The 24,441-nt window shown below is 51.8% G+C and carries 18 protein-coding genes; 12 read left to right on the top strand and 6 right to left on the bottom strand.

Features of this window, described 5'->3' with window-relative positions; translation table 11 throughout:
- Nucleotides 1–56 precede the first annotated feature (56 nt).
- From IP581_RS16610 to IP581_RS16585, 6 genes are all read left to right on the top strand, one after another.
- Nucleotides 57–1,619, top strand: a complete 1,563-nt coding sequence (locus tag IP581_RS16610; protein WP_193820891.1) for an ATP-dependent nuclease — start codon at nucleotides 57–59, stop codon at nucleotides 1,617–1,619.
- Nucleotides 1,604–2,632, top strand: coding sequence for a DEAD/DEAH box helicase family protein (locus tag IP581_RS16605; RefSeq protein WP_193820890.1), 1,029 nt, complete (start codon nucleotides 1,604–1,606; stop codon nucleotides 2,630–2,632). Before IP581_RS16610 ends, IP581_RS16605 begins: the two co-directional genes overlap by 16 nt.
- A 168-nt stretch (nucleotides 2,633–2,800) precedes the next feature.
- Nucleotides 2,801–3,049, top strand: coding sequence for a hypothetical protein (locus IP581_RS16600; RefSeq protein ID WP_193820889.1), 249 nt, complete (start codon nucleotides 2,801–2,803; stop codon nucleotides 3,047–3,049).
- A 243-nt stretch (nucleotides 3,050–3,292) separates the two neighbouring features.
- Nucleotides 3,293–4,447 carry a hypothetical protein gene (locus tag IP581_RS16595; protein WP_193820888.1) on the top strand — a complete coding sequence of 385 codons (1,155 nt, stop codon included), beginning with the start codon at nucleotides 3,293–3,295 and terminating at the stop codon, nucleotides 4,445–4,447.
- A 348-nt stretch (nucleotides 4,448–4,795) separates the two neighbouring features.
- Nucleotides 4,796–5,683 (top strand): hypothetical protein, encoded by an 888-nt coding sequence (locus tag IP581_RS16590; RefSeq protein WP_170999170.1) that lies wholly within the window; start codon nucleotides 4,796–4,798, stop codon nucleotides 5,681–5,683.
- A 1,159-nt stretch (nucleotides 5,684–6,842) separates the two neighbouring features.
- Nucleotides 6,843–8,381, top strand: coding sequence for a methyl-accepting chemotaxis protein (locus IP581_RS16585; RefSeq protein ID WP_193820887.1), 1,539 nt, complete (start codon nucleotides 6,843–6,845; stop codon nucleotides 8,379–8,381).
- A 180-nt stretch (nucleotides 8,382–8,561) separates the two neighbouring features.
- Here the strand turns inward: IP581_RS16585 and IP581_RS16580 are convergent, their stop codons facing one another.
- Nucleotides 8,562–9,170, bottom strand: coding sequence for an SMI1/KNR4 family protein (locus tag IP581_RS16580; protein ID WP_193820886.1), 609 nt, complete (start codon nucleotides 9,168–9,170; stop codon nucleotides 8,562–8,564).
- A 144-nt stretch (nucleotides 9,171–9,314) separates the two neighbouring features.
- Between IP581_RS16580 and IP581_RS16575 the strand changes: the two genes are divergently transcribed.
- Both IP581_RS16575 and IP581_RS16570 read left to right on the top strand, forming a co-directional pair.
- A complete protein-coding gene (locus tag IP581_RS16575; protein ID WP_193820885.1) occupies nucleotides 9,315–9,701 on the top strand; it encodes a hypothetical protein in 387 nt (128 codons plus the stop codon).
- 175 nt (nucleotides 9,702–9,876) lie between these two features.
- A complete protein-coding gene (locus IP581_RS16570) occupies nucleotides 9,877–12,936 on the top strand; it encodes an NACHT domain-containing protein (RefSeq protein ID WP_193820884.1) in 3,060 nt (1,019 codons plus the stop codon).
- 87 nt (nucleotides 12,937–13,023) lie between these two features.
- Here IP581_RS16570 and IP581_RS16565 read toward each other — a convergent pair whose 3' ends face one another.
- Nucleotides 13,024–13,215, bottom strand: a complete 192-nt coding sequence (locus IP581_RS16565) for a YfgG family protein (RefSeq protein WP_086870809.1) — start codon at nucleotides 13,213–13,215, stop codon at nucleotides 13,024–13,026.
- 351 nt (nucleotides 13,216–13,566) lie between these two features.
- Between IP581_RS16565 and IP581_RS16560 the strand changes: the two genes are divergently transcribed.
- Nucleotides 13,567–15,783 (top strand): EAL domain-containing protein, encoded by a 2,217-nt coding sequence (locus IP581_RS16560; protein ID WP_193820883.1) that lies wholly within the window; start codon nucleotides 13,567–13,569, stop codon nucleotides 15,781–15,783.
- Between the two features lie 12 nt (nucleotides 15,784–15,795).
- On the opposite strand, the gene ppx is transcribed toward IP581_RS16560, so the two are convergent.
- The 4 genes from ppx to purM all read right to left on the bottom strand — a co-directional run bounded on the left by ppx (nucleotide 15,796) and on the right by purM (nucleotide 21,352).
- Nucleotides 15,796–17,337, bottom strand: coding sequence for an exopolyphosphatase (gene ppx / locus IP581_RS16555; RefSeq protein WP_086870813.1), 1,542 nt, complete (start codon nucleotides 17,335–17,337; stop codon nucleotides 15,796–15,798).
- A 3-nt stretch (nucleotides 17,338–17,340) separates the two neighbouring features.
- Nucleotides 17,341–19,401, bottom strand: a complete 2,061-nt coding sequence (gene ppk1, locus IP581_RS16550; RefSeq protein ID WP_086870815.1) for a polyphosphate kinase 1 — start codon at nucleotides 19,399–19,401, stop codon at nucleotides 17,341–17,343.
- 275 nt (nucleotides 19,402–19,676) lie between these two features.
- Nucleotides 19,677–20,318 (bottom strand): phosphoribosylglycinamide formyltransferase, encoded by a 642-nt coding sequence (purN, locus tag IP581_RS16545; protein WP_045510372.1) that lies wholly within the window; start codon nucleotides 20,316–20,318, stop codon nucleotides 19,677–19,679.
- Nucleotides 20,315–21,352 (bottom strand): phosphoribosylformylglycinamidine cyclo-ligase, encoded by a 1,038-nt coding sequence (gene purM, locus IP581_RS16540; RefSeq protein ID WP_193820882.1) that lies wholly within the window; start codon nucleotides 21,350–21,352, stop codon nucleotides 20,315–20,317. The genes purN and purM overlap by 4 nt, the downstream gene beginning before the upstream one ends.
- Nucleotides 21,353–21,586: 234 nt before the next feature.
- On the opposite strand from purM, the gene upp reads away from it, so the two are divergent.
- From upp to IP581_RS16525, 3 genes are all read left to right on the top strand, one after another.
- Nucleotides 21,587–22,213, top strand: coding sequence for a uracil phosphoribosyltransferase (gene upp, locus IP581_RS16535; protein ID WP_017458966.1), 627 nt, complete (start codon nucleotides 21,587–21,589; stop codon nucleotides 22,211–22,213).
- Nucleotides 22,214–22,322: 109 nt separating this feature from the next.
- Nucleotides 22,323–23,612: a uracil permease gene (gene uraA, locus IP581_RS16530; protein ID WP_086870817.1), complete on the top strand. Its 1,290-nt coding sequence runs from the start codon at nucleotides 22,323–22,325 to the stop codon at nucleotides 23,610–23,612.
- 99 nt (nucleotides 23,613–23,711) lie between these two features.
- Complete coding sequence (locus tag IP581_RS16525; RefSeq protein ID WP_065370367.1) at nucleotides 23,712–24,413, top strand: DnaA inactivator Hda; 702 nt, start codon at nucleotides 23,712–23,714, stop codon at nucleotides 24,411–24,413.
- Nucleotides 24,414–24,441: the final 28 nt, after the last annotated feature.

Raw genomic sequence — 24,441 nt, 5'->3', positions numbered from 1 at the left:
TGTTTTTAGGACAAGGTACGTGCTTTAGCTGATGCCATAGAGGTTAAGGAGTTAACATGCCGGCAATAAAAAAAATCGTGATCAAAAATTTCAAAAGAATTGCCGACCTGACCCTTGAGTTCGACCCTGGCAAGAACATACTGATCGGCGACAACGAAACGGGTAAAAGCAGCGTGCTATTGGCATTAGATCTGGCACTTAGCGCAAGCCGCAGTCGAGTTGAAAACATAGGCTATGAAGCCCTGCTGAATCAGGGGGCGGTGCAGAATTTCTTGGCAGGGCCAGCAAGACTGGATTTGCTTCCAGAAGTCATCGTGGACGTTTTTCTGGAAGAGGGGGACGATCAAGGTTTTTACGGTACCCAAAACGTTCTTGGAATACAGACAGATGGCCTGCGCATGGCGATTGTCCCCTTGATCGAAGAGTTCGGCCAGACAATTGTCGATCTGCTCAAAGCAAACAAGGACAGCTTTCCTTTTGAATATTACAGTGTCAAGTTCTCAACGTTCGCCGGGGCACCTCACGTCAGCTACCGGCGTCCGGTCAAACACCTGATGATCGATAGTTCTCGTATCGACAGTGAATACGCCGCTCGTGAATACACCCGAACACTGTTCGGATTCCATGTCAATGCGCCGGATCGCTACCGCCTCGAAAATCGCTATCGGCAAGGCAAAGAAGCTTTCAGTCGAGAGAGTCTGAAGGAATTGAACAATGCGCTCGGTGATTATCAGTTTTCCTTGAGAACAAGTTCTCGCGCCAACCTTGAAACCGACTTGGTGATCACTAAAGACGGCATCCCTATTGAGAATCGTGGCAAAGGTGAACAGTGCTTTATCAAGACTAATTTCGCCCTGAAGAAATATGAGGAAAAAGGGAGCTTGAACGCGCTCCTACTGGAGGAGCCCGAGAACCATCTAAGCCACACGAATATGAAACGCTTGGTTGAAAGACTGGCTGATACGACGGGCACTCAGCTGTTCATTACGACGCACAGTAGCCATATCTGTGCTCGGCTCGATCTACGCCACGCGTTACTGCTTGGAGCAGGGGGGGCGGGACGCTTGAAATACCTGTCGGAGCCCACCGCAAACTTCTTTATGAAAGCGCCCGATAACAATGTGCTTGAGCTCGCTCTCTCCAAGAGAGTCATATTGGTCGAGGGGGATGCAGAATTTATCCTCATGGAGCACTTCTACAAGCAGTTGGCAGGCCATCCTCCTCAGGTTGATAATGTGCACATCATCTCGATCGGTGGTACGAGCTTCAAACGCTACCTGGAGCTCGGAAAGCTCCTGAGTATCAGGATCGCCGCAATTCGGGATAACGACAGCGATTACCAACAGAACTGTGTAACGAACTACGAAGGTTACCTGTACGAATCGGCCCAGATCTTTGCCGATACAAATCCTGACCGAAGCACCTTTGAAATAGGTCTCTACAGAGACAATCAGCATCTATGCGACGACCTTTTCGCTGCAGGTCGAAAAAAACTGACCGTTCAAGAGTACATGTTAAAAAATAAAGCGGATGCTGCTTTCGAGTTGCTAACTAAGAAGTCCGCTGAGCTGATCGTCCCGAAATATATACAGGATGCGATTGGGTGGATAAGAGCGTAATTTTTTCCGTCGCAGGATCTGGAAAAACCAGTCTGATCATTGAAAGGCTCAGCTTTGAGCAGCGGGCATTGATCGTCACTTACACGGAGAACAATCACCGGCACCTGCGCAACAGGATCATCCAGAAGTTCGGGATGATCCCACCCAACATTACACTCACTACGTACTTCTCATTCCTGCATGGATTCTGTTATAGGCCTTTGATGCAATTGAAGCTAGGGACCAGAGGTATAAATTTCAGGCGTCCGCCCAATAGACATTTCCGCTTAGACGATTTCAATCGGTATCGCGATGGCAGCGGGAGGCTCTATCACTGCCGCCTCGCCAAACTGCTACAGGTCGTAGGGGTTATACCGGATGTGCGTGCTCGCCTGGAGCGCTTTTACGACCACCTCTACGTTGACGAGGTACAGGATTTTGCGGGCCACGACTTCAACCTGCTGCTGGAGGTTTCACAAGCGAATATTGGTGTAACGTTCGTCGGTGACTTCCACCAACATACCTTTGATACCAGTAGAGACGGTACGATAAACAACAACCTCCACGACGATGTTGTCCGTTACGAGAAACGCTTTCGTGATGTCGGCATCACGGTAGACAAGGAAACCTTGAGCTGTAGCTGGCGATGCACAAAAATGGTCTGCGACTTCATTAGTGCAAAGTTACAAATCCCTATGGGTGCTCATGAGCAAAGGGTCAGCCGGATCATTACGGTTGATGACCAAGAGCAAGCGAGCTTGTTGCACGCTGATCCCACCATTGTGAAGCTGTTTTTGAGCGAACACTACAAGTACGGCTGCTACTCAGAGAACTGGGGAGCGAGCAAGGGCATGGATCACTTTAATGATGTTTGCGTTGTGATGGGACCGGGTATCTGGAAAGACTATTTAGCAGAAAGGCTACACGAAGCAAATCCGCAAACGCGCAACAAGTTGTACGTTGCCTGCACTAGAGCGCGTGGTGACCTGTATTTCATGCCCGAGAAGCTATTGAAAGCATTTAAACAGAGGTAATAGCCGGTTGCATCGTTGAATCGGTTCAAACATCGGTTGCTAAGTGATGAAGGCTTTTGGCCGGTTTCTATCAATCGTGACATATGGTGGCGGGCAGAAACGGGCGGACATGTAGTGGCCTGAGCAGGCTATTTTAGGCATGAGAGCATCTACGGGCGAGGGCGATTGATGAAGACTGTTGTCACGATGTGGCAATGGAAGAGCTCTTCAAGGCCGATTTTCTTATGCTGTGGAGCTGCTGGTTGGGATTGCTCGTCAGCTTATGTAGGTGAGTTGGTCATCTTGGAGAGGCAGCAATTGGCAGCCTTTGCCCTGATAGAGGTTAATCCGATATTCTTAAATGTTTTTACTGTGCATAGCACTTTTCATAGCTTTTCGATTGCGGTTTATATTAACTCCCTGTTTAATAATAACTGAATCGCCACGGATAATTTAGACACTTCTGAGCCGTTGATAATAATTTTCATATTCCGTCGTTGGCATCTGATTACTCGAACCATGCTGACGCTTACTGTTATAAAAAATTTCGATATAGTCAAAATTCAGAGATCATCTTGGCGAGACAGTCGTTTTTTTTGAAAACGCGAGGGTTGGGTGGGCAGTTGACCCCCATCTTCCTATCAAATGCGGCCAAATCATAAAAGGAGTCAAAAGAATTTCATGAAGAAAAAGCTGCAATTGGCACTCAACAAGTACAAGCCGATCCCTCCTAAACTTCAAGGGGAGAGCGAAGAGAGTCCGAAAACGATTATTGATCTGGACCTTGCCGCTCTCTATCACCACTTTTACTTGGACACCTACGGCACTCAGCCCCCGAATCCGGATCCTGCCCAGTTTGAGCACATGAGATTCCTAGTGCCTGACGATGAGCTTCGATTTCAAGGTGAGGGGGTGGGCGCTTCAACCAATGCCAAGCGAGCCAAATCCAGCGAGATGGGGCAGGCGTTCTGTCGCTGGTTCCTGCATGAGCATTTGGGGATTAAATACTTCGCACATTTGGATCGTTTGATCGATGACACAAGCGAGAATTTGCATGGATTTACTTTAGAGCGTACCGCACCAGGCGATATGCCTGACTACCTGTGCAGTGACGGGGCAGGCTCCGTCGTACTTGCAGAGGCCAAGGGACGCTATACTTCGGTGGGGTTCAACACGAAACAGTTTGGAGATTGGCGGAAACAGTTCACGCGGGTTCGGGTGTTGGACAGCAAGGGCGAGGCTGTTTGGGTAAAAGGCCATATCGTGGCCACTCGCTTTGCAACCGAATCCACACCCAAGGTTCAGACCAAGTTGTTTGCAGAAGACCCAATCACAGAGGGCCGGAAGCCTTTATCAGGAGAAACTGCACGCAGCCTCTCCGGACAAATAATCTGCAGCCATTACGGTAATGCGCTGATGAAAATCGACCAACCTCTTTTGGCTCTCGCCATTAGAAGATCAAGGCGTTTGGAGTCGCAAAGCAGAATTCCAGTAACCCTCTGGAAGTTCGCATTTGATGACCAACAGCGATACTTCGTTGGGGGCTATTACGCAAATGATACCAACGAGCCGTTAATTGACTTAGAAAATGGGCAGGCCACACACCGCAGCCGTGATCCCTTCAGGTTAGGTGTGCACTCGGGGACGTTCGTGGGTGTTGAGCTTTCGGTCTTCGAGCATCTGGTAAAGGTTGCTCGGGGTGATGCTCGTCTGTTGGATGGCCTACCGGAGGTCGAGCCCATTAGGGAGATTTACAGCGGAATAAGCATGTTGCGAGACGGCTCAATTGTTGGACCTTTGTCAATGTTCATACCTGTCAGCTTAAATAACTATTAAGCGTGAGTTGCCAGCGCTAAAGGTCCTTGTTCGAACGGCTGATGATGGCCGATTGGAGCCGATCCCAAAAGGTGTCTAACAGTTACAAGCGGTCACCTTGTGTCTAGGATATATACTTTGGCGTAGCAGCTCATGGGATCACAGACTAAATAGCTGGGTATTTCAGCTCGCTCAGACCGCATGAATATAATGGTGGATTACCACTAAACTAATCGGAAAAACGATACAGGAAAAAAACGATACAGGAAAAACTCTATAGCGGTGGCCAGTTGTAGTTGGCCACTACATAATGATATGACTGACCGACGAGTCGTTATATTAAATGTTATGCCCCTTGAGTAGACTTCTATGACACATATTGCAGTAAGAAAGATGATTGGCAGCCAAAATAGGTATGCCAATCGCAACTGGTGGTACGAGTTTCAGGAGATACCTGGCTTCGCTGAAGAGTCAGATGTTCAGGTACGTTCAAGCGAGCTATTGCAGCAGTTTTCAACCATAACGAAGAAATGGAGTTCAGAACTAAATTCGGAATGGACGGTAAGAATATTTTTTGCAGCAAAGATGGTTTTGGCCTCTTCCGTTATGGCACAGAGTTTGAAGTACGCTGAGGAAAATAACCTGCGCCCTGTGGTCTCATATCTGAGTTATTACACGGTCATGCATGCATTGCGCGCTATTCTTTTGACAAGCCCGCAAGTTAAATGGAACAACGGAGAAATTCTCCAAACGACCCACACAAAAACGATCAATATCGCTTGCGATGCATTAGCACATTTCAATAAGGAGCTTGCGAGTCAGGTAAAGAGTTCAACGATTCATCTAAAAGCCTTCAGAGAGCTTATTTCTTACCGCGCACCATCGAGTGGTGACAACTTCGAAAAACCAGACTTTGATGTGTACAGATTCTGCCGACTTTTTCTTGAGGTGGCACAGCTTCAGTCTGAGCTACTTGAAGCATCCATCGGAAAGCATGTAACTAACTCATTCGAACTTGAACAAGACTTTACTCAACATGTATACGACATTGAGATCGATGGAATTCACTTCCATGACAAGGAGGATTGGTATCGGATTGGGTATTTAGCCAGAAAGCATCCAGCACCAACAAACATTCTTCACATAATGTCAGAAGGGCATGTGGAAGACTTTTTTGGCTCATGGTGCCCAGAGGAGGAAACTCCTAATGCTTTTAACCCCGATGACGATTGGCGCATACTCTTCGAGGTCCCCTAATGGGAGGGCATACATTTCATTCAAGCCAATCTGCTTAAGCAGGCGGAGTAATTCAAACGATAGCCGTCTGCTTCTAAACCCTCGATTTCAGCTTCGGGCTGGACTCGGTCGTTCACCCAAAACGTGAGTAGTCGCTTCTGGCTCGCAATCGGACGTCCGGACCGGAACGACCGCTCCTCCAGGTCTGCCATCCCTGTCGCTGGTAACGAACTTCTACTCCCTGCCTAGTCTGGACTTCGTACCTTTATGCGCGCCGCGCTGTTGGCGGAATCATGAGATTATTTGCCGACCATAAGGTGGGCCACGTTGCGTTACGATTCAGCCTTGCTCCCATGCGCATATTCATGTCATGGTATTTTTCATGGCATTGTAATGTGATTTATTTTCAATCCATTGTTTTATAATAATTTTATATATGTATATATGATTGAGTGGGAATAAGATTCAGATCCTGCTGAAGATATGAAATATAAAGCCCGCGAAAGCGGGCTTTTTTGTTTTTGTATATGATCTTTTTGCGGTATTTGTTGGCGATCAATTAAATATTTTTATCCCTTTGAAGGGGACAATCATATAACTTCCATCAAGTATATTTCTTATCATAACCTGGAGATGCTTCGTATTTATCTGATGTGACTATTTAACAATATAAGTATTGAAATCAAAGTTAGTTTTATAAAAAATTATTTAAACATTATTTTAATGTTTATTATAAACAGTTGAGTCGGGCGCTATATCAAAAAGGTTAATTTTGAATTTTAACTCATTTGTCTTTTTTCTAATTTGGGAAATCTATCACCTGTGCCTAATTATCTGCTTCTAAATTATCAACCTCTTATATTTCACCCTTGTGCGTAAATTCCATTTTTTGCCCTCCATTTGATGCAATAAAGTGTGCATTTTTTGTTCGGCTTCGACTCGTCGCGCAGATGAATAGTTATTTCCAGGAACTACATATTTGAAACGCTAGTTTGAATAAATTGGTGAATCCTAAGCATATTTTCTTTCTCACAAGCACCCTCTTTCTAACTCTTTGATTCAAATATGTAATGTGATTTAAATTAAATTTTAACGCCAGATTGCCGATAAGTTGTCTTCGGTATGCTCCTTTCAGCGGGGGCAGAAATTTATGAAATAACCTCAACCCAGGGTAATAAATATGTCAGTTAGGCGTTTCTCATTTCTCGTTTTTAGCCTGTTACTTTGTATCTTTCTCATCAGCTCTGCCTCCAACCTTTGGTCACTGACCCGCAGCAACGAGTCGCTGGATAATGTGAACAAAGAAATTCGCGTCGTGCTGTCGGTGATCGATCCGATTAACCATAGCCGCACACTGCGTGTGCGTCTGATGGAAGCCATGATTAACGCCTCCCTGGGCGACAAACAGAAAGCGGATGCGTCGCTTGAGAGCGCGAAAGCGGTGATGCAAAAAGCGACCGATGCGTTCAACAATTACAAGGCTGCGCCACCTGTCGCGGGTGAAGAGGCGTTGTCCGCGCCTTACAGCCAGGCGTGGCAAACGTATGTAGATCAAGGGTTGCGACCATTGATGGACGCCGCAAGCAACAACGACACGGCGCGTTTCAACCAGCTCGTCAGCACCACGATCCCGCAGCTTGATCGTCAGTTTGAGATCACACTCGATAACCTGCTGGCCTTTCGCGAAAAATACGCCCAGCGCCTTAACAACGACGCGCAGAATCGCTTCGTAAACAGTGTGGTGACCATTGGCGTCTTCGTTTTGCTGTTTACCTTGATCATTGTCGCTATCTTTATCCTGCTGCGTCGCCGTGTTCTTTCGCCGCTGGATGCCGCACGCTTACATTGCCAGAAAATGGCGGCAGGGGAGTTGCACACGCCTGTTGTTTACGGCTCTAAAGATGAGATTGGCGACATGCTCGGTTCACTGGAGCAAATGCGCCTTGCCCTTCTGGAAATCATTGCCCAGGTGCGTAATTCCAGTCAGAGCGTGGCCCACGCGGCAGAAGAAATCGCTGCCGGTAATACCGATCTCTCGGCCCGTACCGAAGAACAAGCGGCTTCTCTTGGGCAGACCGCAGCCAGCATGGAACAGCTGACTTCAACGGTTAAGCACACCTCCGAAAACACACAACAGGCAAACACCCTTGCGACAGCGATGCGCAGTTCCGCGCAGGAAGGGAATACGATTGTTGAAAAGGCGGTGATGTCGATGAAAGAGATCGAATCCAGTTCTGGCAAAATAGACACCATTATCTCCTTAATCGAAGACATTGCTTTCCAGACCAATATCCTGGCACTTAACGCAGCGGTTGAAGCGGCAAGAGCCGGCGAGCAGGGGCGCGGGTTTGCCGTCGTGGCAAGCGAAGTCCGTAATCTGGCGCAGCGTTCGTCTCTCGCGGCAAAAGAGATCAAAGAGCTGATTGAAGAGTCCGGTCGACAAGTGCTTTTGGGGAGCGAAAGGGTGTCGCAGGCGGGCGAGAGCATGCAGCGCATTATCAGCACCGTTAAGCAGGTTTCTGAACTGATGGCGGAAATTGCGCTCTCGACCGGTGAGCAGAGTCGCGGTATTGAGCAGATAAACCAGGCTGTTGCGCAGATGGACACGGTAACGCAACAAAACGCCGCGTTAGTCGAAGAAGCATCGGCGGCAGCGCATTCGCTTAAAGAGCAGTCTCAATTGCTGGAAGAGACGGTAGCCGTTTTTAAACTGAGCTAACGTTTTGCAAAAAAATAGAGGCAGGCTTATGCCTGCCTTGTTGCTGATGTTTTAATGGTTAGTCGCTACCCGATGACCCACTATTCATCGTATTTATCGACAGTATCGAAACCATGACAGACCGCTTGTAAAAGGCGCGGACGTTGCCACATCGCAGCTGCACTCCCCCTATAGTGCTGTTCAGTACATCCACTTTTCCACAACCTCATCACCCAGGTGCTCGCGCAGCAGATCCTCATTATCTTCCTCGCCGTGGGCTTCCAGCAGGCATTTGAACATCAACACGTCGAGGTACTGGCCCACATCGGTGAAAATCTGCGTCAGCATCGGCGAGCTGTCGTGATCGAAATACCACACTTCGCCGGTTTCCCGGTGAAAGCACCACAAATTGCCGTTGCCCAGGTAGTCGCCAAAGGCGATCAACTGATTGACCAGCGCCCATTGCGACGCGGCATCTGACGCACCTTCGAGAATGTCATGAATGCCGGGATACGCAGCCAGAAGCGGTTCAATGCTGGCGTATTTCGCGGGCGTGACGCTGCACAACCTTTCTGCCAGTTCGAGTGCGCCGAGCGTTTCATGGTAGCGACGCAGCAACGGCGGGAGCGCACAGCCCAGGCGTTGTTCAAGCGCGTCAATCTCTTTGGCGTTAACTGGCGCTACTGGCGCCGGGTTATTCCACTGTTCACGCCAGGCCTGGATGCAGGCGCGCCACCAGGCCAGCCGGGCTGTCTCGTCGGTAAATTCTGGCCACGCTAAAGGCGGGAGTTCGCTGCTTTCTGGATTCATTTTTTTCCTGTGATTATTTACTCTGCCTGCTAACAGGATCGCTTACATTCGCCATGAGGGCCACTGCCATTAGTGATGGCTTTACGCTATGTTCTTCGCAATTTATGGTAAGTGAAATATCCACTGTGCTGAACGGGGAGCGCTATGCAGTCAGTAAAGCGAATGGGGGATGGCTATGAGCCGCAGGTCTGGCAGGAAGGCGAACGGCTGACATACTCGCTGCCGGTCGATTCCGGGTTTGTCAGTTTCGATTTTAGCTTTGCTATTCGCCAACGCGATCTGGATGTTCTGCTTGCCGATAACTACCGACGCGCCGCGCTCGAAATCATTGCACATACGCTACTTCAGCATTCGACGCTAAAGGGAAATGCCCGTTTCACGCAACGCGATTTCGATAAATTGATTGCGGATACGCTCCACTCAACAAACGATTCCCTGCAGGTCTTTATTGCCCGCATCAATCGGGAACATCACATTGTGATTGAGCACTATGTGAAAGCGATCCTCACCCGTCGCGCTGTTGCGGATTAAAGACACCGCATGCACGGTGAAAGCGCCGCGCTTATTGCTCGCCGAAGCGCATCAGGCTTTTGCCCTCATACCACCCCCCACCAAATCAGGTAGTTTGCTTCCGGCTTGCGGTAGCGGAGGCGTTATAGTGCTGTTTCATTGCAAAAGGCGTCACAAGAACAAAGAAGGGACTCACATGTCGGGTAGTCAAAAATTCGTTTTACTCCTCCTTGCACTGGCATTGTGCTTCGTGGTGGGAACCGGGCTCTATTCTTCGTGGTTTAATGCGGCTTCTGTTGCCGTGTTTATCTGCCTGATGCTCTATTTCACGCGCCCATTGCTGATGCCCGCCGGGTATGGTGCGAACAAGATACGCGTGCTGGTGCTGGTGCTTGGGTTGGGCATCATTGGGAGCGGCTCCAGCGCGTTAAATACGCTGTTACCAACTATCTGGTCATTGCCGGTGCTGCAAAATGCGCCTGTGTGGCTGAAGAATATCCAGCTTATCAGCCAGCCTTCGCCGTGGCTCCTTGCCAGTGTTGTCATCATTGTTGGCATTGTGTTCTTTTGCCTGCGCGATCGAAGCGTTGGCGGTGGGCATCCGACGCCGCTGAAAAAGGATTTTCCGGAAGATCGTTTTGCGCGAAAGCTGGAGGTGTTCTGCAACATGTTGCAGCAGGATCTCACGTCAATTGACGAGAGCAGTAACTGGAGCCCTGAGTACTACACCGAACTGGAAGCCGAGGTTGAGATCCGCAAAGCGAAAGGTGTTGCTTCCCGTAAAAAGATCCTTGGGCTGCAAGACGCGATCCGCAAAGACAGAACCTCGCGGTCGTTTTTGATTCTGGGCGCGCCGGGTTCCGGCAAGAGCGTGGCGCTGCGCAAGCTTGCCAGAGACATGTTGCTGGAGGTTAAAAAGACGCACCGTGTGCCGATTTATATCAACCTGCGCGAGTGGGTACCTGGCAGCATTGTCGCTGGCGGTCGCAAAGAGTTCTCGGTGGAAGATCTGGAAGAGTTTGTCATTAAAAACCTCGTCCGACGTGGTGACGCCTACACGCGAGATTTTGTTAATGGCTACTTTCATGACCTGTGGCGTACCGGTCGCTTATTTTTTATCTTCGACTCGTTTGATGAGATCTCCGAGTTGCTGGACGCCAGCGAAAGCTCGACGGTCATCGATTCGTTATCCACGGTTATCTCGCGCTTTATTACCACACACCCGGCCTCACGGGGCGTTTTAGCTTCGCGCGTTTTCCGCCAGCCGACGCGTGCGTTTCTGGCGGATAAGGTGCTGGAAATCCGCCCACTTTCCGAAGCCGGTATTTCAGAAGCGCTTAGTCGGTATCCGCAATTTAATGAGCAGGTGCGAAATACGTTATTCAGCCACCGCCTCGACCTGATCCCGCTGGTGCGTAACCCGTTTATGATGGCGCTTCTTGGCGAATGGATCGCGGTTAACGAGACATTGCCGGTCAATCAGGCTGAGATTTATAAAAATTATATCGACAGCCGGATACAGCTCTGCAAACAGGAGTTGCACGATGCGGGGATCTCCTCTCGTGAGGTGATAGAGGTGGCGACGGATATCGCGTGGTTTGTTTTTCGTTCCTCGACCTTTGGCCTTGAAGCACCGGTGAAAGTGATCCGCCGCTATTTCAATTCAGAACATGTGGACACGGTGCTGGAGCTCCTGCGTTTTGCCCGTATTGCCAGAGTAACCCCGGGTGATGAGAAGTCGTTTGCCTTTGTTCATCGCCGTTTTCTGGAGTATTTCGTCACTATTCGCTTTTTGCAGCAGCCTGCGGAAGTGCCGGATTCGCACATTCCTACCGATTCGCGTGGCCGTGACGCGCTGGTGCTGTATGCCCAGTTGTGCAGCGAAACCGAGGCTCAACGGCTGGCAAATCTTTGCTGGAATGAGATCCAACGCTATTTCACGGATGCAAGTCAGCGCATCCGCGCTATTCACTGCCTGCGCTTTTTGATTGACGCTTTTGGTTCCCGCCGCGAGGTGCTGCAACCGTTCGAAGAGGCGCTCTCTGCCTTTGTAATACAGCACGTTAAAACGGGCGATAACATCCTGCTGGCGAAAATTTGCCTGGAAGCCACCGGGCTGCTTTCAGAATCGCGCGCAGCGCCGGTGCTGGCCGCCGCGATTGCCGGTGAGGATGGCTGGTTGCAGGAGACCGCTTTTCGCGCCTGTCGCCATTTGCCGAAAATGGATCCTGAACTGGAAGAGGGGATTAAGAAATACGTGCTGAATATTTCGGAAACCAACTTCTGGCGGGGGCGCAAAAATATTCTGCTTAGCCTGGCGTTGTCCGATGCGTTAAGTGGCGTTTATCGCATTGCCCGGATGCGCCTGTGGAGCATGAAAGCGGCACTCACCAGCACGGCGCTACTCGTCATCACATTACCGTTTATCACCTTTTTTAGCGCGAGTTATGCGGCAGCTGTTACTGCACCGATCTTACTGTTCGCAAAAGCGGGGCGCACGGCGCAGAAAGAGAAAGCGAAAAAAGCGGGCGGTGATAACCCTGCGCCTCGCGCGACGGTGCCCTTTGTTGATAAGGGTTTTTTATCCGGCACCATGGTGTTATTTCGGGTGATGTGTTTCGTCATTCTGTTGGTGACCAGTGTGGTCGGGCTGTTTTCCCCGGCACTGGCGCTGGCAGCGATACCGTTTTACCTCTTCAGCGGGCATGCTGTTTATAACGGCTGGCTGGCGGCCGTGAATGTGCTACTCAGTTTGATGTTGCTCGATTGGGTGGCTATCTGCCGGTTTGTACGCAGCAAAATTAATGATTTGCTTAACCCGAAAAAGTGGCTGGCCGCGCTGTCGATTCTCGCCACGTCTGTGTTAGGCGTCGCGCTTGTTTTTAGCGCGATTCATTATGCCTCTCAATACCCGATGGCGGAGCCGGTATTTAAAGCCACATTCTCATTGCTGCTCGCGTTGCTGGCGGCGTATGTGGCGTTCACCTTTATTCAATCTGTGCGCGGCGGGATTAAAGACATGCGGATGCTGCGTAAATTCACCTTTGGCGTAACTATTAAACGTAGGCAAATCGCTATAATTCTTTCTGAGTGCGTCTCGGATTATGGTCGCTTGCGGTTTGTTCGTCGGCTGGAAAGTGAAGGCATCTCCGCCACCGGCGACTGGCCGGAAGGGTTCAGGCTGGCGGTTGGTCTTGGCGAAGCCTACACGGCGCTGGCGCGGCTGGAAGAGCGCTGGTTAAACCTTGACAGATAAGCAATGCGTTTGTGCAATGGGCGAGAACCGTTGCACAGACGAGCGCAAACCCACGCGGTAAGGCGTGCAAGCAAAACTGGACAAAAATTAGCGTTGTGCGGTGGGGTCGATAGTCTGGCTGATGTGTTGCGACTGGCTTTTATCCTGATGGTGGTACCAGGCGCCAATAGAGGAATAGACGAAGCGGCCGAAGAAAAAGATAAAGCTGATAAGAAGTACGATACGGGTCATGCGACTGTCAAATCGATGTCGTTTTCGCATACTGGTTGCCTGACTCACAATGGTTCCTTTAGGAATACCCGATTTCCGGGCGACAGCGACATTAATGCACACTCTTTTAGTCAGGTCAATTAAGCCCGGCGCAAAATCACAATGATTAAATTATCACCAGAAATTATATAAGATAAATTAAATATTTACGTGGGCAATGAAAAATGGGCGATAATGCGCGCAAAGCGGGGAATTAAAACGGTCAGGCGAATTTTTTTGATGCAAATCAATTAACGGATAATGTCCGCAATTAGAATTTCTGTTTGTTAACAAACTGGCACTTCACCGTTGCGCAGCACAGTCGGGTCGGATACCTGCCTGAAACACCCGCCAGGATCTGGGTTGGGTAATCGAGCATCTATGACACTTATTCAAAAATATTATCGCCTGAAAGATCAGTGGTGGGCTTTGCCGCTCATCACGCCTGTTGTTTTGTATCCACTGTTTAGCCTTGCTAATACATTTACCACCGTTTCTGGTCAGGCGGTCATTCTCTATTATCTGCCGATGGCGTTACTGATCGTCCTGATGATGTTTTATGGCTCGGCGGCGCTGCCGGGCATTGTGCTGGCGCTGATCTGCCATTATTGGCCCGCGCCGCCGCTGGAAATGGTCAGCAAAGGCACGCATTTGCTGCTGCCCATAATACTTAGCTGGGCGGGTTACCGCATTTTTGTCACCCGCCGACACCGGGTGGCTTACGGTACGGCATTGCTGGTTTCCCAGCGTATTTTCTGGCAGGTGCTCTGTCCGGCGTCGATTTATCTGATCATTCTTGAGTTGGGCGTCTGGATGAATATTTACGATCGGGCGACAAGCGACAGCGGCGCGCTGACATGGAATGTGCCGATGCTCATCAATTACCAGGCGCTACTGGTCGGGACAATGACTGGGGTGCCGTTTAGCTATTTGTTGATCCGGGTTATTCGCCATCCGCGCTACGCGATTTCGTGGTTATCGCAAATGCGCCACGAGTTTGATCGCAAAGTCACGCGCGTTGAGATCGTCATCTGGTTCGCTGTGGTGATTGGCATTTTGCTGCTGTTACTGATGCCGCTAAATAAAAACAGTTCCATTTTCAGCACCAACTACACGCTTTCACTTCTGTTGCCGGTGATGCTGTGGGGATCGATGCGCTACGGCTACCGTTTTATGTCGCTGGTCTGGACACCGTTACTGGTCATCTCTATTCACTTTTTTTACCGTTATTTGCCGTGGTTTCCTGCTTACGACGTGCAACTGGCGATCGCCTCATCAAGTTACCTGGTGTTCTCCTTCATCATCCTCGCCATGGCGTTGATGGCGACACGCCAGAGAGTGGCTAACGATCGCGCCCGCCGTCTGGCGTTTATTGATCCGGTGACCAATATGCCCAACCTGCGCGCGCTGAGCCGGGCGCTGGCGGAAACGCCGTGGTCGGTGCTCTGTTTTCTACGCGTGCCGGAGCTGGAACTGCTGGGGCGCAACTATGGCGTGCTGCTGCGCATTCAGTACAAACAGCGGATGGCGGACTGGCTCAGGCCGCTGCTGTCGGTGGAAGAGAGCGTGTATCAACTCTCCGGGCACGATCTGGCGATTCGCCTGAATACCCAATCGCACCTGACGCGCATTGAGGAGCTGGACGCACGCATTAAGCAGTTCCGTTTTATCTGGGATGATATGCCGCTGCAGCCGCAGGTGGGGCTGAGTTACTGCTATGTGCGCTCGCCGGTGAAACACCTCTATTTGCTGCTCGGTGAAATGAGCACCATCGCCGATTTATCGCTGGCGACCAACCACCCGGAAAATTTACAAAACCGGGGCGCGGCGAATCTGCAACGCAGCCTGAAGAGCAAAGTGGATATGATGAATCGCCTGCAGCTGGCGCTGGAGAAGAATCATTTTATCCTGATGGCACAGTTGATTCATGGTGTACGTGGCGATGACTACTATGAAATCCTGCTGCGCATGCGTGAAGAGAACGGCGACAACATCAGTCCGGATGCATTTTTACCTGTCGCACATGAGTTCGGTTTGTCGTCGCGCATCGATTTATGGGTGATCGAACATGTACTGATGTTTATGGCGCAAAACCGCGAAAAACTGCCTGCCCAGCGTTTTTCCATTAACCTCTCTCCGGCCTCAATCTGCCGCACGCAGTTTGCCCAGGAAGTTCGACGTTTATTGCGGAAATACCGCATTGAGGCCTGGCAAGTGATCTTTGAGATCACCGAAAGCAACTCCATGACCAATCTCCAGCAGGCCAATCAGACGCTGGGGCAACTGCAACAGATGGGGTGCCGGGTGGCGATTGATGATTTTGGCACCGGTTATGCCAGCTATGCGCGGCTGAAAACCGTCAATGCCGATATCCTGAAAATCGACGGCAGTTTTATCCGCAATATTGTCTCCAACAGTCTGGATTATCAGATTGTGGCGTCGATTTGCCATCTGGCGCGGATGAAAAAAATGCTGGTGGTGGCGGAGTATGTGGAAAGCGAAGAGATACGCAGCGCGGCAATCGCGCTGGGTATCGATTATTTACAGGGGTATCTGATTGGTAAGCCAGCGCCGCTGGAGACGCTGGTTAACAAGTAGCGAACGGGCGGCTCAGGCCGCCACTTCCGGAGAGCGCTCTTCTTCGATTTTCAGTCGCCAGCCGGTTACGGCTTCCCAGTATTCCTGCTCTTTTTCCAGATCCAGCAACACCAGCGCGTTCTGGCTGAACCAGTCGTGCGGGAAGCTGAGTGTCCAGTGATTGGCATCGGTTGTCAGGCGCAATGTCGGCGGCGTAGTGGTCGCCTGGCGCTGGTTATTCAGCAGCACGCCAAGACGTAAAATCTGCACCAGCGGCAAATACTGTTTCTTTTTAAACAGCGTAAAGCGCGGCAAATCATCAAGCTTGATAGCTTTACGGTGGCAGCGCACCAGCGTCGCCATCATCAGCTGTTGCTCCTGATTAAAACCGGGCAGATCGCTGTTTTGCAGAATGTACGCCGAATGGCGGTGCATCCCGCTGTGGTTAATATTTAGCCCTACTTCGTGCAGCATCGCAGCCCATTTCAGCAACGCAGCCAGTTGCGGGTTAGCGAGCTTCGAGTTTTGCGCCAGCCATTGATCGTAGATCTGGGTAGTGGTTTCCAGCACGCGTCGCGCCTGTTCACGGTCAATATTGTACTGACTGGCGAGACTTTGCGCGGTACGGCTGCGAATGTCCTGATGGCGGAAGCGGCCTTCCATCTCATACAGCACGCCTTCGCGCAGTGCGCCGTCGGAAAGGCGCAGCTCGCGGATCGCCAGCGCATCGAACACGCCGCAAAGAATAGCCAGCCCCGGTACAAACACCGCTTTACGCTCTTCGGAAAGGCCTGGCAGGCTCAGTTCGCTGAAACTTTTATATTTCAGCACTTCGGCGACCAGCTTCTCCAGCCGTTCCGGGGTGATAAATCCGTCTTTCTCGCCGGAGGCGATCAGCACTTCGTGGGCGGCTTTAATGCTGCCGGATGCGCCAAGCGCGACATTCCAGCCCTGAATGCGGAACTGCCACGCCAGCGACTCCAGCTTCTGTGTTGCCGCCATGCGCGCACGGCGAAAGTTTTCGCCGTTAATCGTGCCGCCCATAAAATACATCTGCGCAAAGCTCACGCAGCCCATACGGCGGCTTTCCACCAGCTTCGGCTCGAAATCCTCACCGATCACTAATTCGGTAGAGCCGCCGCCGATATCGATCACCAGCTTGCGGCCTTTTTCCGGCTGCGTATGTTCCACGCCCATAAAAATCAGGCGCGCTTCTTCATTACCTGGAATGATTTCAATCGGGTAGGGGATCACTTTTTCAGCGCGTTTAAGAAACTCTGTGGCGTTCAACGCCTGGCGCAACGTGTGCGTACCGACAATGCACACGCTTGCCGGGTCAAAGCCCTGCAGGCGCTCGGCGAACAGCGACAGGCAAGCCAGCCCGCGCTCCATCGCCTCTTCGCTCAGCATGTTATTGCTGTCCAGACCATCTGCCAGGTGCACGCGCTGTTTCAGGCGGCCGATGATCTGCATTGCGCCGTCGACCACACGCGCAATGACCATATGGAAACTGTTTGAACCCAAGTCGACCGCGGCAAATTCCTCCGGTCGTGGCGTCTTTTCTTGTATCGGCATAGGTTAGTCGGGCTGTTCGAGTGATTTGATGTAGTCGTAAATCGCCAGTTGCGCGCGCACTTTACGGCGGTTGCCGCGCGGCACATAGCGATTACTCAGTTCTTTATCGATGTACCTGGCTTTCACGGTATCACTTAACAGCAAATCAATGATATCCAGAACGCGCTGTTTAAGGCGCGGATCGAGCAGCGGTGCGGCCACTTCGATACGGTAATCGATGTTACGTGTCATCCAGTCTGCGGAGGAGAGATAAACGCGTTTATCGCCGCCGTTCTCAAAAATATAGATGCGATCGTGCTCAAGATAACGATCAACGATACTGGTGACACGAATATTTTCGCTGATACCTTCCAGTTGCGGAATAAGTGAACACATGCCGCGCACCAGCAGGTTCACCGGCACGCCGGAACTGGAAGCGGTATACAGCCTGTCCACCAGCCCTTTATCGACCAGGTTGTTCAGCTTCAGCGTAATGCCGGAAGGTTTACCTTCCTGCGCGTTAGCGATCTCCGTGTCGATCATATCGTACAGCAGGCGACGCGAGTTCTGCGGCGACACCAGCAAATAATCGAAACTCACCGGGCGATAGGGGTTTTCAATAAAGTTGAACACCCGGCGCACTTCATTGGTAATGCGCGCATCGGCCGTGATCAGCGAGTAGTCTGTGTAAAGCCGCGCGGTTTTTTCGTTAAAGTTGCCGGTACCGATGTGCGCATAGCGCACGATCTCTTCCCCTTCCATACGGGAAATGAGGAACAGTTTGGCGTGAATTTTTAAGCCCGGCGCCGAGAAGATCACCTGCACGCCCGCTTCCGTCAGCCGTTTCGCCCAGTGGATGTTGGCTTCTTCGTCGAAACGCGCCTGTAACTCCACCACCACGGTCACTTTTTTACCGTTATGCGCCGCGTGGATCATCGAATCAATAATGCGCGAATCTTTCGCCACGCGGTAAATGTTGATTTTGATCGCCAGCACGCTCGGGTCGAACGACGCCTGGCGCAGCAGCTCCAGCACGTGTTCAAAGGTGTGGTACGGATAATAGAGCAGCACATCGCGTTCGCGAATGGCGTCAAAACCGTTGCGGAACTTATCAAACCAGATGTGACGCAGGCGCGGCAGCGGTTTGTTGACAAGGTTGGCTTTGCCGACATTGGGAAAACCAATAAAGTCTTTGAAGTTGTGGTAACGCCCGCCAGGAATAATGGAGTCATAACGGGAGATGGTCAGCTTTTCACGCAGCATTTCGACCATGGCATCGGGCATATCGCGTTGATAAACAAAACGCACCGGCTCGGCGGTCAGACGCTGTTTCAGGCTGGAGGACATCAGCTCCATCAGGCTCGATTCCATTTCGTGCACCAGGTCATATTCGGCGTCACGGGTCATTTTCATCGAGTAGGCGTTCAGCGCGTCATAATCGAAGAAGCCTTTAAAGATATCATCCAGGCAGTAACGCAGAATGTTATCCAGCAGAATCATCGGCTTGCGACGGCGCGGCGTTTCCGGCGGCAGGTTAACAAAGCGCGGCACTTTATCTGACGGGATCTCCAGCAGCGCGTAACGAATTTCGTCGCCGCGAATAATCTCAACCGCCAGGTAGGTGTAATCATCTTTTAAGAAGCGTACCAGGTTGGTTTCGCGGTTAATCAGCGTCGGGGTAATGTGCTGGCGCAAATATTGTTTGAAGTAATTGCGCAGCCAGCTCTGCTGGTTTTGCGAAAGCTGACGTTCGTTAATCAGGAAAATTTGATTGCGCGCCATCTCAAGCAGCAAGTCGTTGTACAGACTGTCGAACTCTTGATCGGCTTTCAGTACGCGGGACTGGATCTTGCCCAGCAGATGGCGGGAGTTCGTGGTAACGCCTTGCTCTTCGCTGATGATTAAGCGGCGTTTCAGTTCAGCAAAACGGACTTTATAAAATTCGTCGAGGTTGTTGGAATAGATCCCCAAAAAACGCATGCGTTCGATAAGTGGGTTACTTTTGTCGGCGGCTTCCTGGAGAACACGTTCATTGAAGCACAACCAGCTTAGTTCTTTTTCGAGATATAACTTTTCCTGACCCATTCCTGTTTACACTCCGGTTCTTGCTCGGGACACGGCAAATCCTTCTCGCTCTCGCGGTGCCCTGACTGACAGGTGAACGTTGCTGGCGTCCCTTCGTATGACACAACTTATTATGGCGAGCTTTGCCGTCAGATGTCCAACTGTGCCAAAAAAGTATGACAGTAATCCGTTTTTCGCATCTAAGATGATGGAAATAAAGTCACTTTTTCTTTTTGCAGGGGAGAGGGAAGAAACCCTGCCGCGGCGGGCAGGGTGAAAAGCGATAAATTGAGTAATTATTCGTCGGCCGCATAGCCTTCGGGCGGTAAGCGCACACCATCCAGCCACGCGCTGTTGCTGTCCATTTTCAGGCGGCCATCAACAAACCAGCTAACCACCAGCGGGTAAATCGCATGTTCCTGCGACTGCACGCGTTCGGTGATCTCTTCTTCCGTATCACCTTCAAACACCGGTACTTTGGCTTGCAAAATCACCGGGCCGCCGTCCAGCTCATCGGTAACAAAATGCACGCTGGTGCCGTGTTCTTCATCGCCGTTTTCCAGCACCTGACGGTGCGTGTGCAGGCCGGGATATTTCGGCAACAGGGAAGGGTGGATATTCAACAGACGTCCGGCGTAATGCGCGACAAACGCCGGGCTGAGGATACGCATATAACCCGCCAGCACGACCACGTCCGGGGCATAGGCGTCGATTTCCTGCATCAGCTCGCGGTCAAACGCATCGCGGCTGGCGAACTGATCTGCGCTCAGCGCATGAGCGGGAATATTGGCTTCCCGCGCACGTTCAAGGCCGAACGCGTCGGCCTTATTACTGAAAACTGCCCGCAGGGTGCCGTTGATTTTTTTCTGTTTGCAGGCGTCGATAATTGCCTGCAAGTTGCTTCCGTTACCGGAAATCAGCACCACGATGTTTTTCATTCAATAACCACACGCTCACTGGAATCGGATGCTTTGATGATACCGATTTTCCACGCGTTTTCACCCTTCGCATTCAGCAGCGTGATGGCTTTATCGGCTTCTGCCGCAGGCAGCGCAATCACCATGCCGACGCCGCAGTTAAAGGTGCGGTACATTTCGTGGCGGCTCACGTTACCGGCGTTTTGCAGCCAGTTAAACACGGCCGGCCACTGCCAGGAGGATTCATCGATGACCGCCTGGGTGTTATCCGGCAGTACGCGCGGAATGTTTTCCCAGAAACCGCCGCCGGTCAGGTGGGCGATAGCGTGGACATCGACATTTGCAATCAGCTCCAGCACGGACTTCACATAAATGCGGGTCGGTTCCAGCAGGTGATCGGCCAGCGGTTTGCCTTCCAGTTGCGTCGCCAGCGGATCGGCACCGCTCACTTCGAGCACTTTACGCACCAGCGAATAGCCATTGGAGTGCGGGCCGCTGGAAGCCAGTGCTACCAGCACGTCGCCGTCGGCCACTTTGGCACCGTCGATGATTTCTGATTTTTCTACCACACCGACGCAGAAACCGGCGACATCGTAATCTTCTCCATGGTACATGCCCGGCATTTCCGCCGTTTCGCCGCCCACCAGCGCACAGCCAGATTGCAGACAGCCTTCGGCGATGCCGTTGATCACGCTGGCGGCGGTATCAACATCCAGCTTGCCGGTCGCGTAATAGTCGAGGAAGAACAGCGGCTCTGCGCCCTGTACCACCAGATCGTTAACGCACATGGCCACCAGATCGATACCGATGGTGTCGTGACGTTTCAGATCCATTGCCAGACGCAGTTTTGTGCCCACGCCGTCAGTGCCGGAAACCAGTACTGGCTCACGATATTTTTGCGGCAGCGCGCACAGCGCACCGAAGCCGCCCAAACCGCCCATCACTTCCGGGCGACGGGTTTTCTTCACCACGCCTTTGATTCGGTCAACCAGAGCATTACCTGCGTCGATATCAACACCGGCATCTTTATAGCTGAGAGAGGTTTTATCGGTCACTGCTTGGGTCCCCACGCGTTTACTTGCGGTAGAAATAAAATTCGGCGCAATTCTAACAGCCAAGGCAAACGTTTGCGAGTCCATTATTTAAGGGCGCGGCGGATTCTTGCGATATACTCTTTTCCAGTCTGATTGATCGCGATCAAGCGCCTTTCTGTAGCGCGACGGAGAAAAAGCGGTATAATCCGGCGATTTTTTTTGTGGCTGCCACCTGTCAGGGGAAAGGAGAAGAGTATGAAGGTCGTGGAAGTAAAACACCCACTCGTCAAACACAAGCTGGGCCTGATGCGAGAGAACGACATCAGCACCAAACGCTTTCGTGAACTCGCCTCAGAAGTGGGCAGCCTGCTGACCTATGAAGCAACGGCCGATCTGGAAACCGAAAAAGTCACTATCGAAGGCTGGAACGGTCCGGTTCAGGTTGATCAAATAAAAGGTAAGAAAATCACCGTTGTGCCGATCCTGCGCGCCGGTCTGGGTATGATGGAAGGCGTGCTGGAGCACGTACCGAGTGCGCGTATCAGCGTCGTTGGCATCTACCGTAATGAAGAGACGCTGGAGCCGGTACCGTATTTCCAGAAACTGGTGTCCAATATTGACGAGCGTATGGCGCTGGTGGTTGACCCGATGCTGGCGACCGGCGGTTCGATGATCGCTACCATCGACCTGCTGAAAAACGCCGGTTGCCACAGCATTAAAGTGCTGGTGCTGGTTGCCGCGCCGGAAGGTCTGGCGGCGCTGGAAAAAGCGCACCCGGATGTTGAACTGTACACCGCGTCGATTGACCAGGGGCTGAATGAGCACGGATACATTATTCCGGGCCTCGGCGACGCCGGCGACAAAATCTTTGGTACGAAATAACTGATTAGAAATCGAAAGCCGACTTTGATAGTCGGCTTTTTTTTGGAATTCATAACACTGCCCGCCATTTTGGACGGGCGGACAACAACAACACTCAGAGGAAAACACTATGACGCGCCGTGCTATCGGGGTAAGTGAAAGACCGCCGCTTTTGCAGACCATCCCGCTTAGTTTACAGCATCTGTTCGCCATGTTCGGCGCAACGGTGCTGGTGCCAATCCTGTTCCACATTAACCCGGCCACCGTGCTGCTGTTTAATGGTATCGGGACACTGCTCTATATCTTTATTTGTAAAGGGAAAATCCCGGCCTATTTAGGTTCCAGCTTTGCGTTTATTTCCCCGGTGCTGCTGTTGCTGCCGCTGGGCTACGAAGTGGCGCTCGGTGGGTTCATTATGTGCGGCGTGCTGTTCTGCCTTGTCTCGTTCATTGTGAAAAAAGCGGGCACCGGCTGGCTGGATGTGATGTTCCCGCCTGCGGCGATGGGCGCAATCGTTGCCGTCATCGGTCTGGAACTGGCGGGCGTGGCGGCGAATATGGCCGGTCTGCTGCCAGCGGAAGGGCAGTCTGCGGATTCCAAAACCGTGATCATCTCGCTGGTGACGCTGGGCGTGACGGTGTTTGGCTCGGTGCTGTTCCGTGGCTTTATGGCGATTATCCCGATTCTCATTGGCGTGCTGGCGGGCTATGCGCTCTCCTTCGCGATGGGCGTTGTCGATACCACGCCGATTGCCCAGGCGCACTGGTTCGCGCTGCCGACGTTCTATACCCCGCGGTTTGAGTGGTTTGCCATTTTCACTATTCTGCCGGCAGCGCTGGTGGTAATTGCCGAGCACGTGGGTCACCTGGTCGTGACGGCGAATATCGTCAAAAAAGATCTGATCCGCGATCCGGGCTTGCACCGCTCCATGTTCGCCAACGGCCTTTCAACCATGATCTCCGGCTTCTTCGGTTCCACGCCGAACACCACCTACGGCGAGAACATCGGTGTGATGGCCATTACGCGCGTGTACAGCACCTGGGTGATTGGCGGCGCGGCGATTATCGCTATTCTGCTCTCCTGCGTCGGTAAACTGGCGGCGGCTATCCAGATTATCCCGGTGCCGGTAATGGGCGGTGTTTCCCTGCTGCTGTACGGCGTAATCGGTGCTTCCGGTATCCGCGTGCTGATCGAATCGAAAGTTGATTACAGCAAAGCGCAAAACCTGATCCTGACCTCCGTTATTCTGATCATCGGCGTCAGCGGCGCGAAAGTGCACATTGGTGCCGCCGAACTGAAAGGCATGGCGCTGGCGACGATCGTCGGTGTGGGTCTGAGCCTGATCTTTAAACTGATTAGCGTACTGCGCCCGGAAGAAGTGGTGCTGGACGCGCCAGAAGACGACGCTGCAAAGTCATAAACATCGTGCAGAATTGAACCGGGCCTTGTGCCCGGTTCAAACCTTGCAACATTTTGTGATAGACTCACTGCGTTTTTTGTAAGCCTTGTTGAGGTACCTCTGAACACGCCGGCACAGCTCTCCCTGCCATTGTATTTACCCGATGATGAAACCTTCGCGAGTTTCTGGCCGGGTGATAACCCCTCTTTACTGGCGGCACTGCAAAACGTTCTGCGCCAGGCGCACAGCGGATATATCTATTTCTGGTCGCGTGAAGGCGCGGGGCGCAGCCATTTGCTGCATGCGGCTTGTGCCGAACTCTCCCAGCGCGGTGATGCCGTCGGCTATGTGCCGCTCGATAAGCGCACCTGGTTTGTGCCGGAAGTGCTGGATGGGATGGAGCAACTCTCGCTGGTGTGTATCGACAATATCGAATGCGTGGCCGGTGACGAGCCGTGGGAGATGGCGATTTTCAACCTCTACAACCGCATTCTGGAACAGGGCAAAACCCGCTTGCTGATAACCGGCGACAGGCCTCCGCGCCAGCTCAACCTGGGGTTGCCGGATCTCGCCTCACGGCTGGACTGGGGACAAATCTACAAGCTGCAACCGCTTTCCGACGAAGACAAATTACAGGCCTTACAGCTGCGGGCGCGGATCCGTGGGTTTGAGCTGCCGGAAGACGTGGGGCGGTTTCTGTTAAAACGGCTGGACAGAGAAATGCGCACCCTGTTCGATACGCTGGATGAACTGGATCGCGCGTCGATCACCGCTCAGCGCAAGCTGACTATTCCGTTCGTCAAAGAGATCCTCAAACTCTGAACCCTCGCCAGACCGACGAGGGTTTTTT

Source organism: Kosakonia pseudosacchari, from assembly GCF_015167415.1.
GTDB classification, from domain to species: domain Bacteria; phylum Pseudomonadota; class Gammaproteobacteria; order Enterobacterales; family Enterobacteriaceae; genus Kosakonia; species Kosakonia pseudosacchari.
The sequence above is the reverse complement of the archived record's forward strand: the minus strand, read 5'-3'. Positions and strand labels throughout refer to the sequence as shown.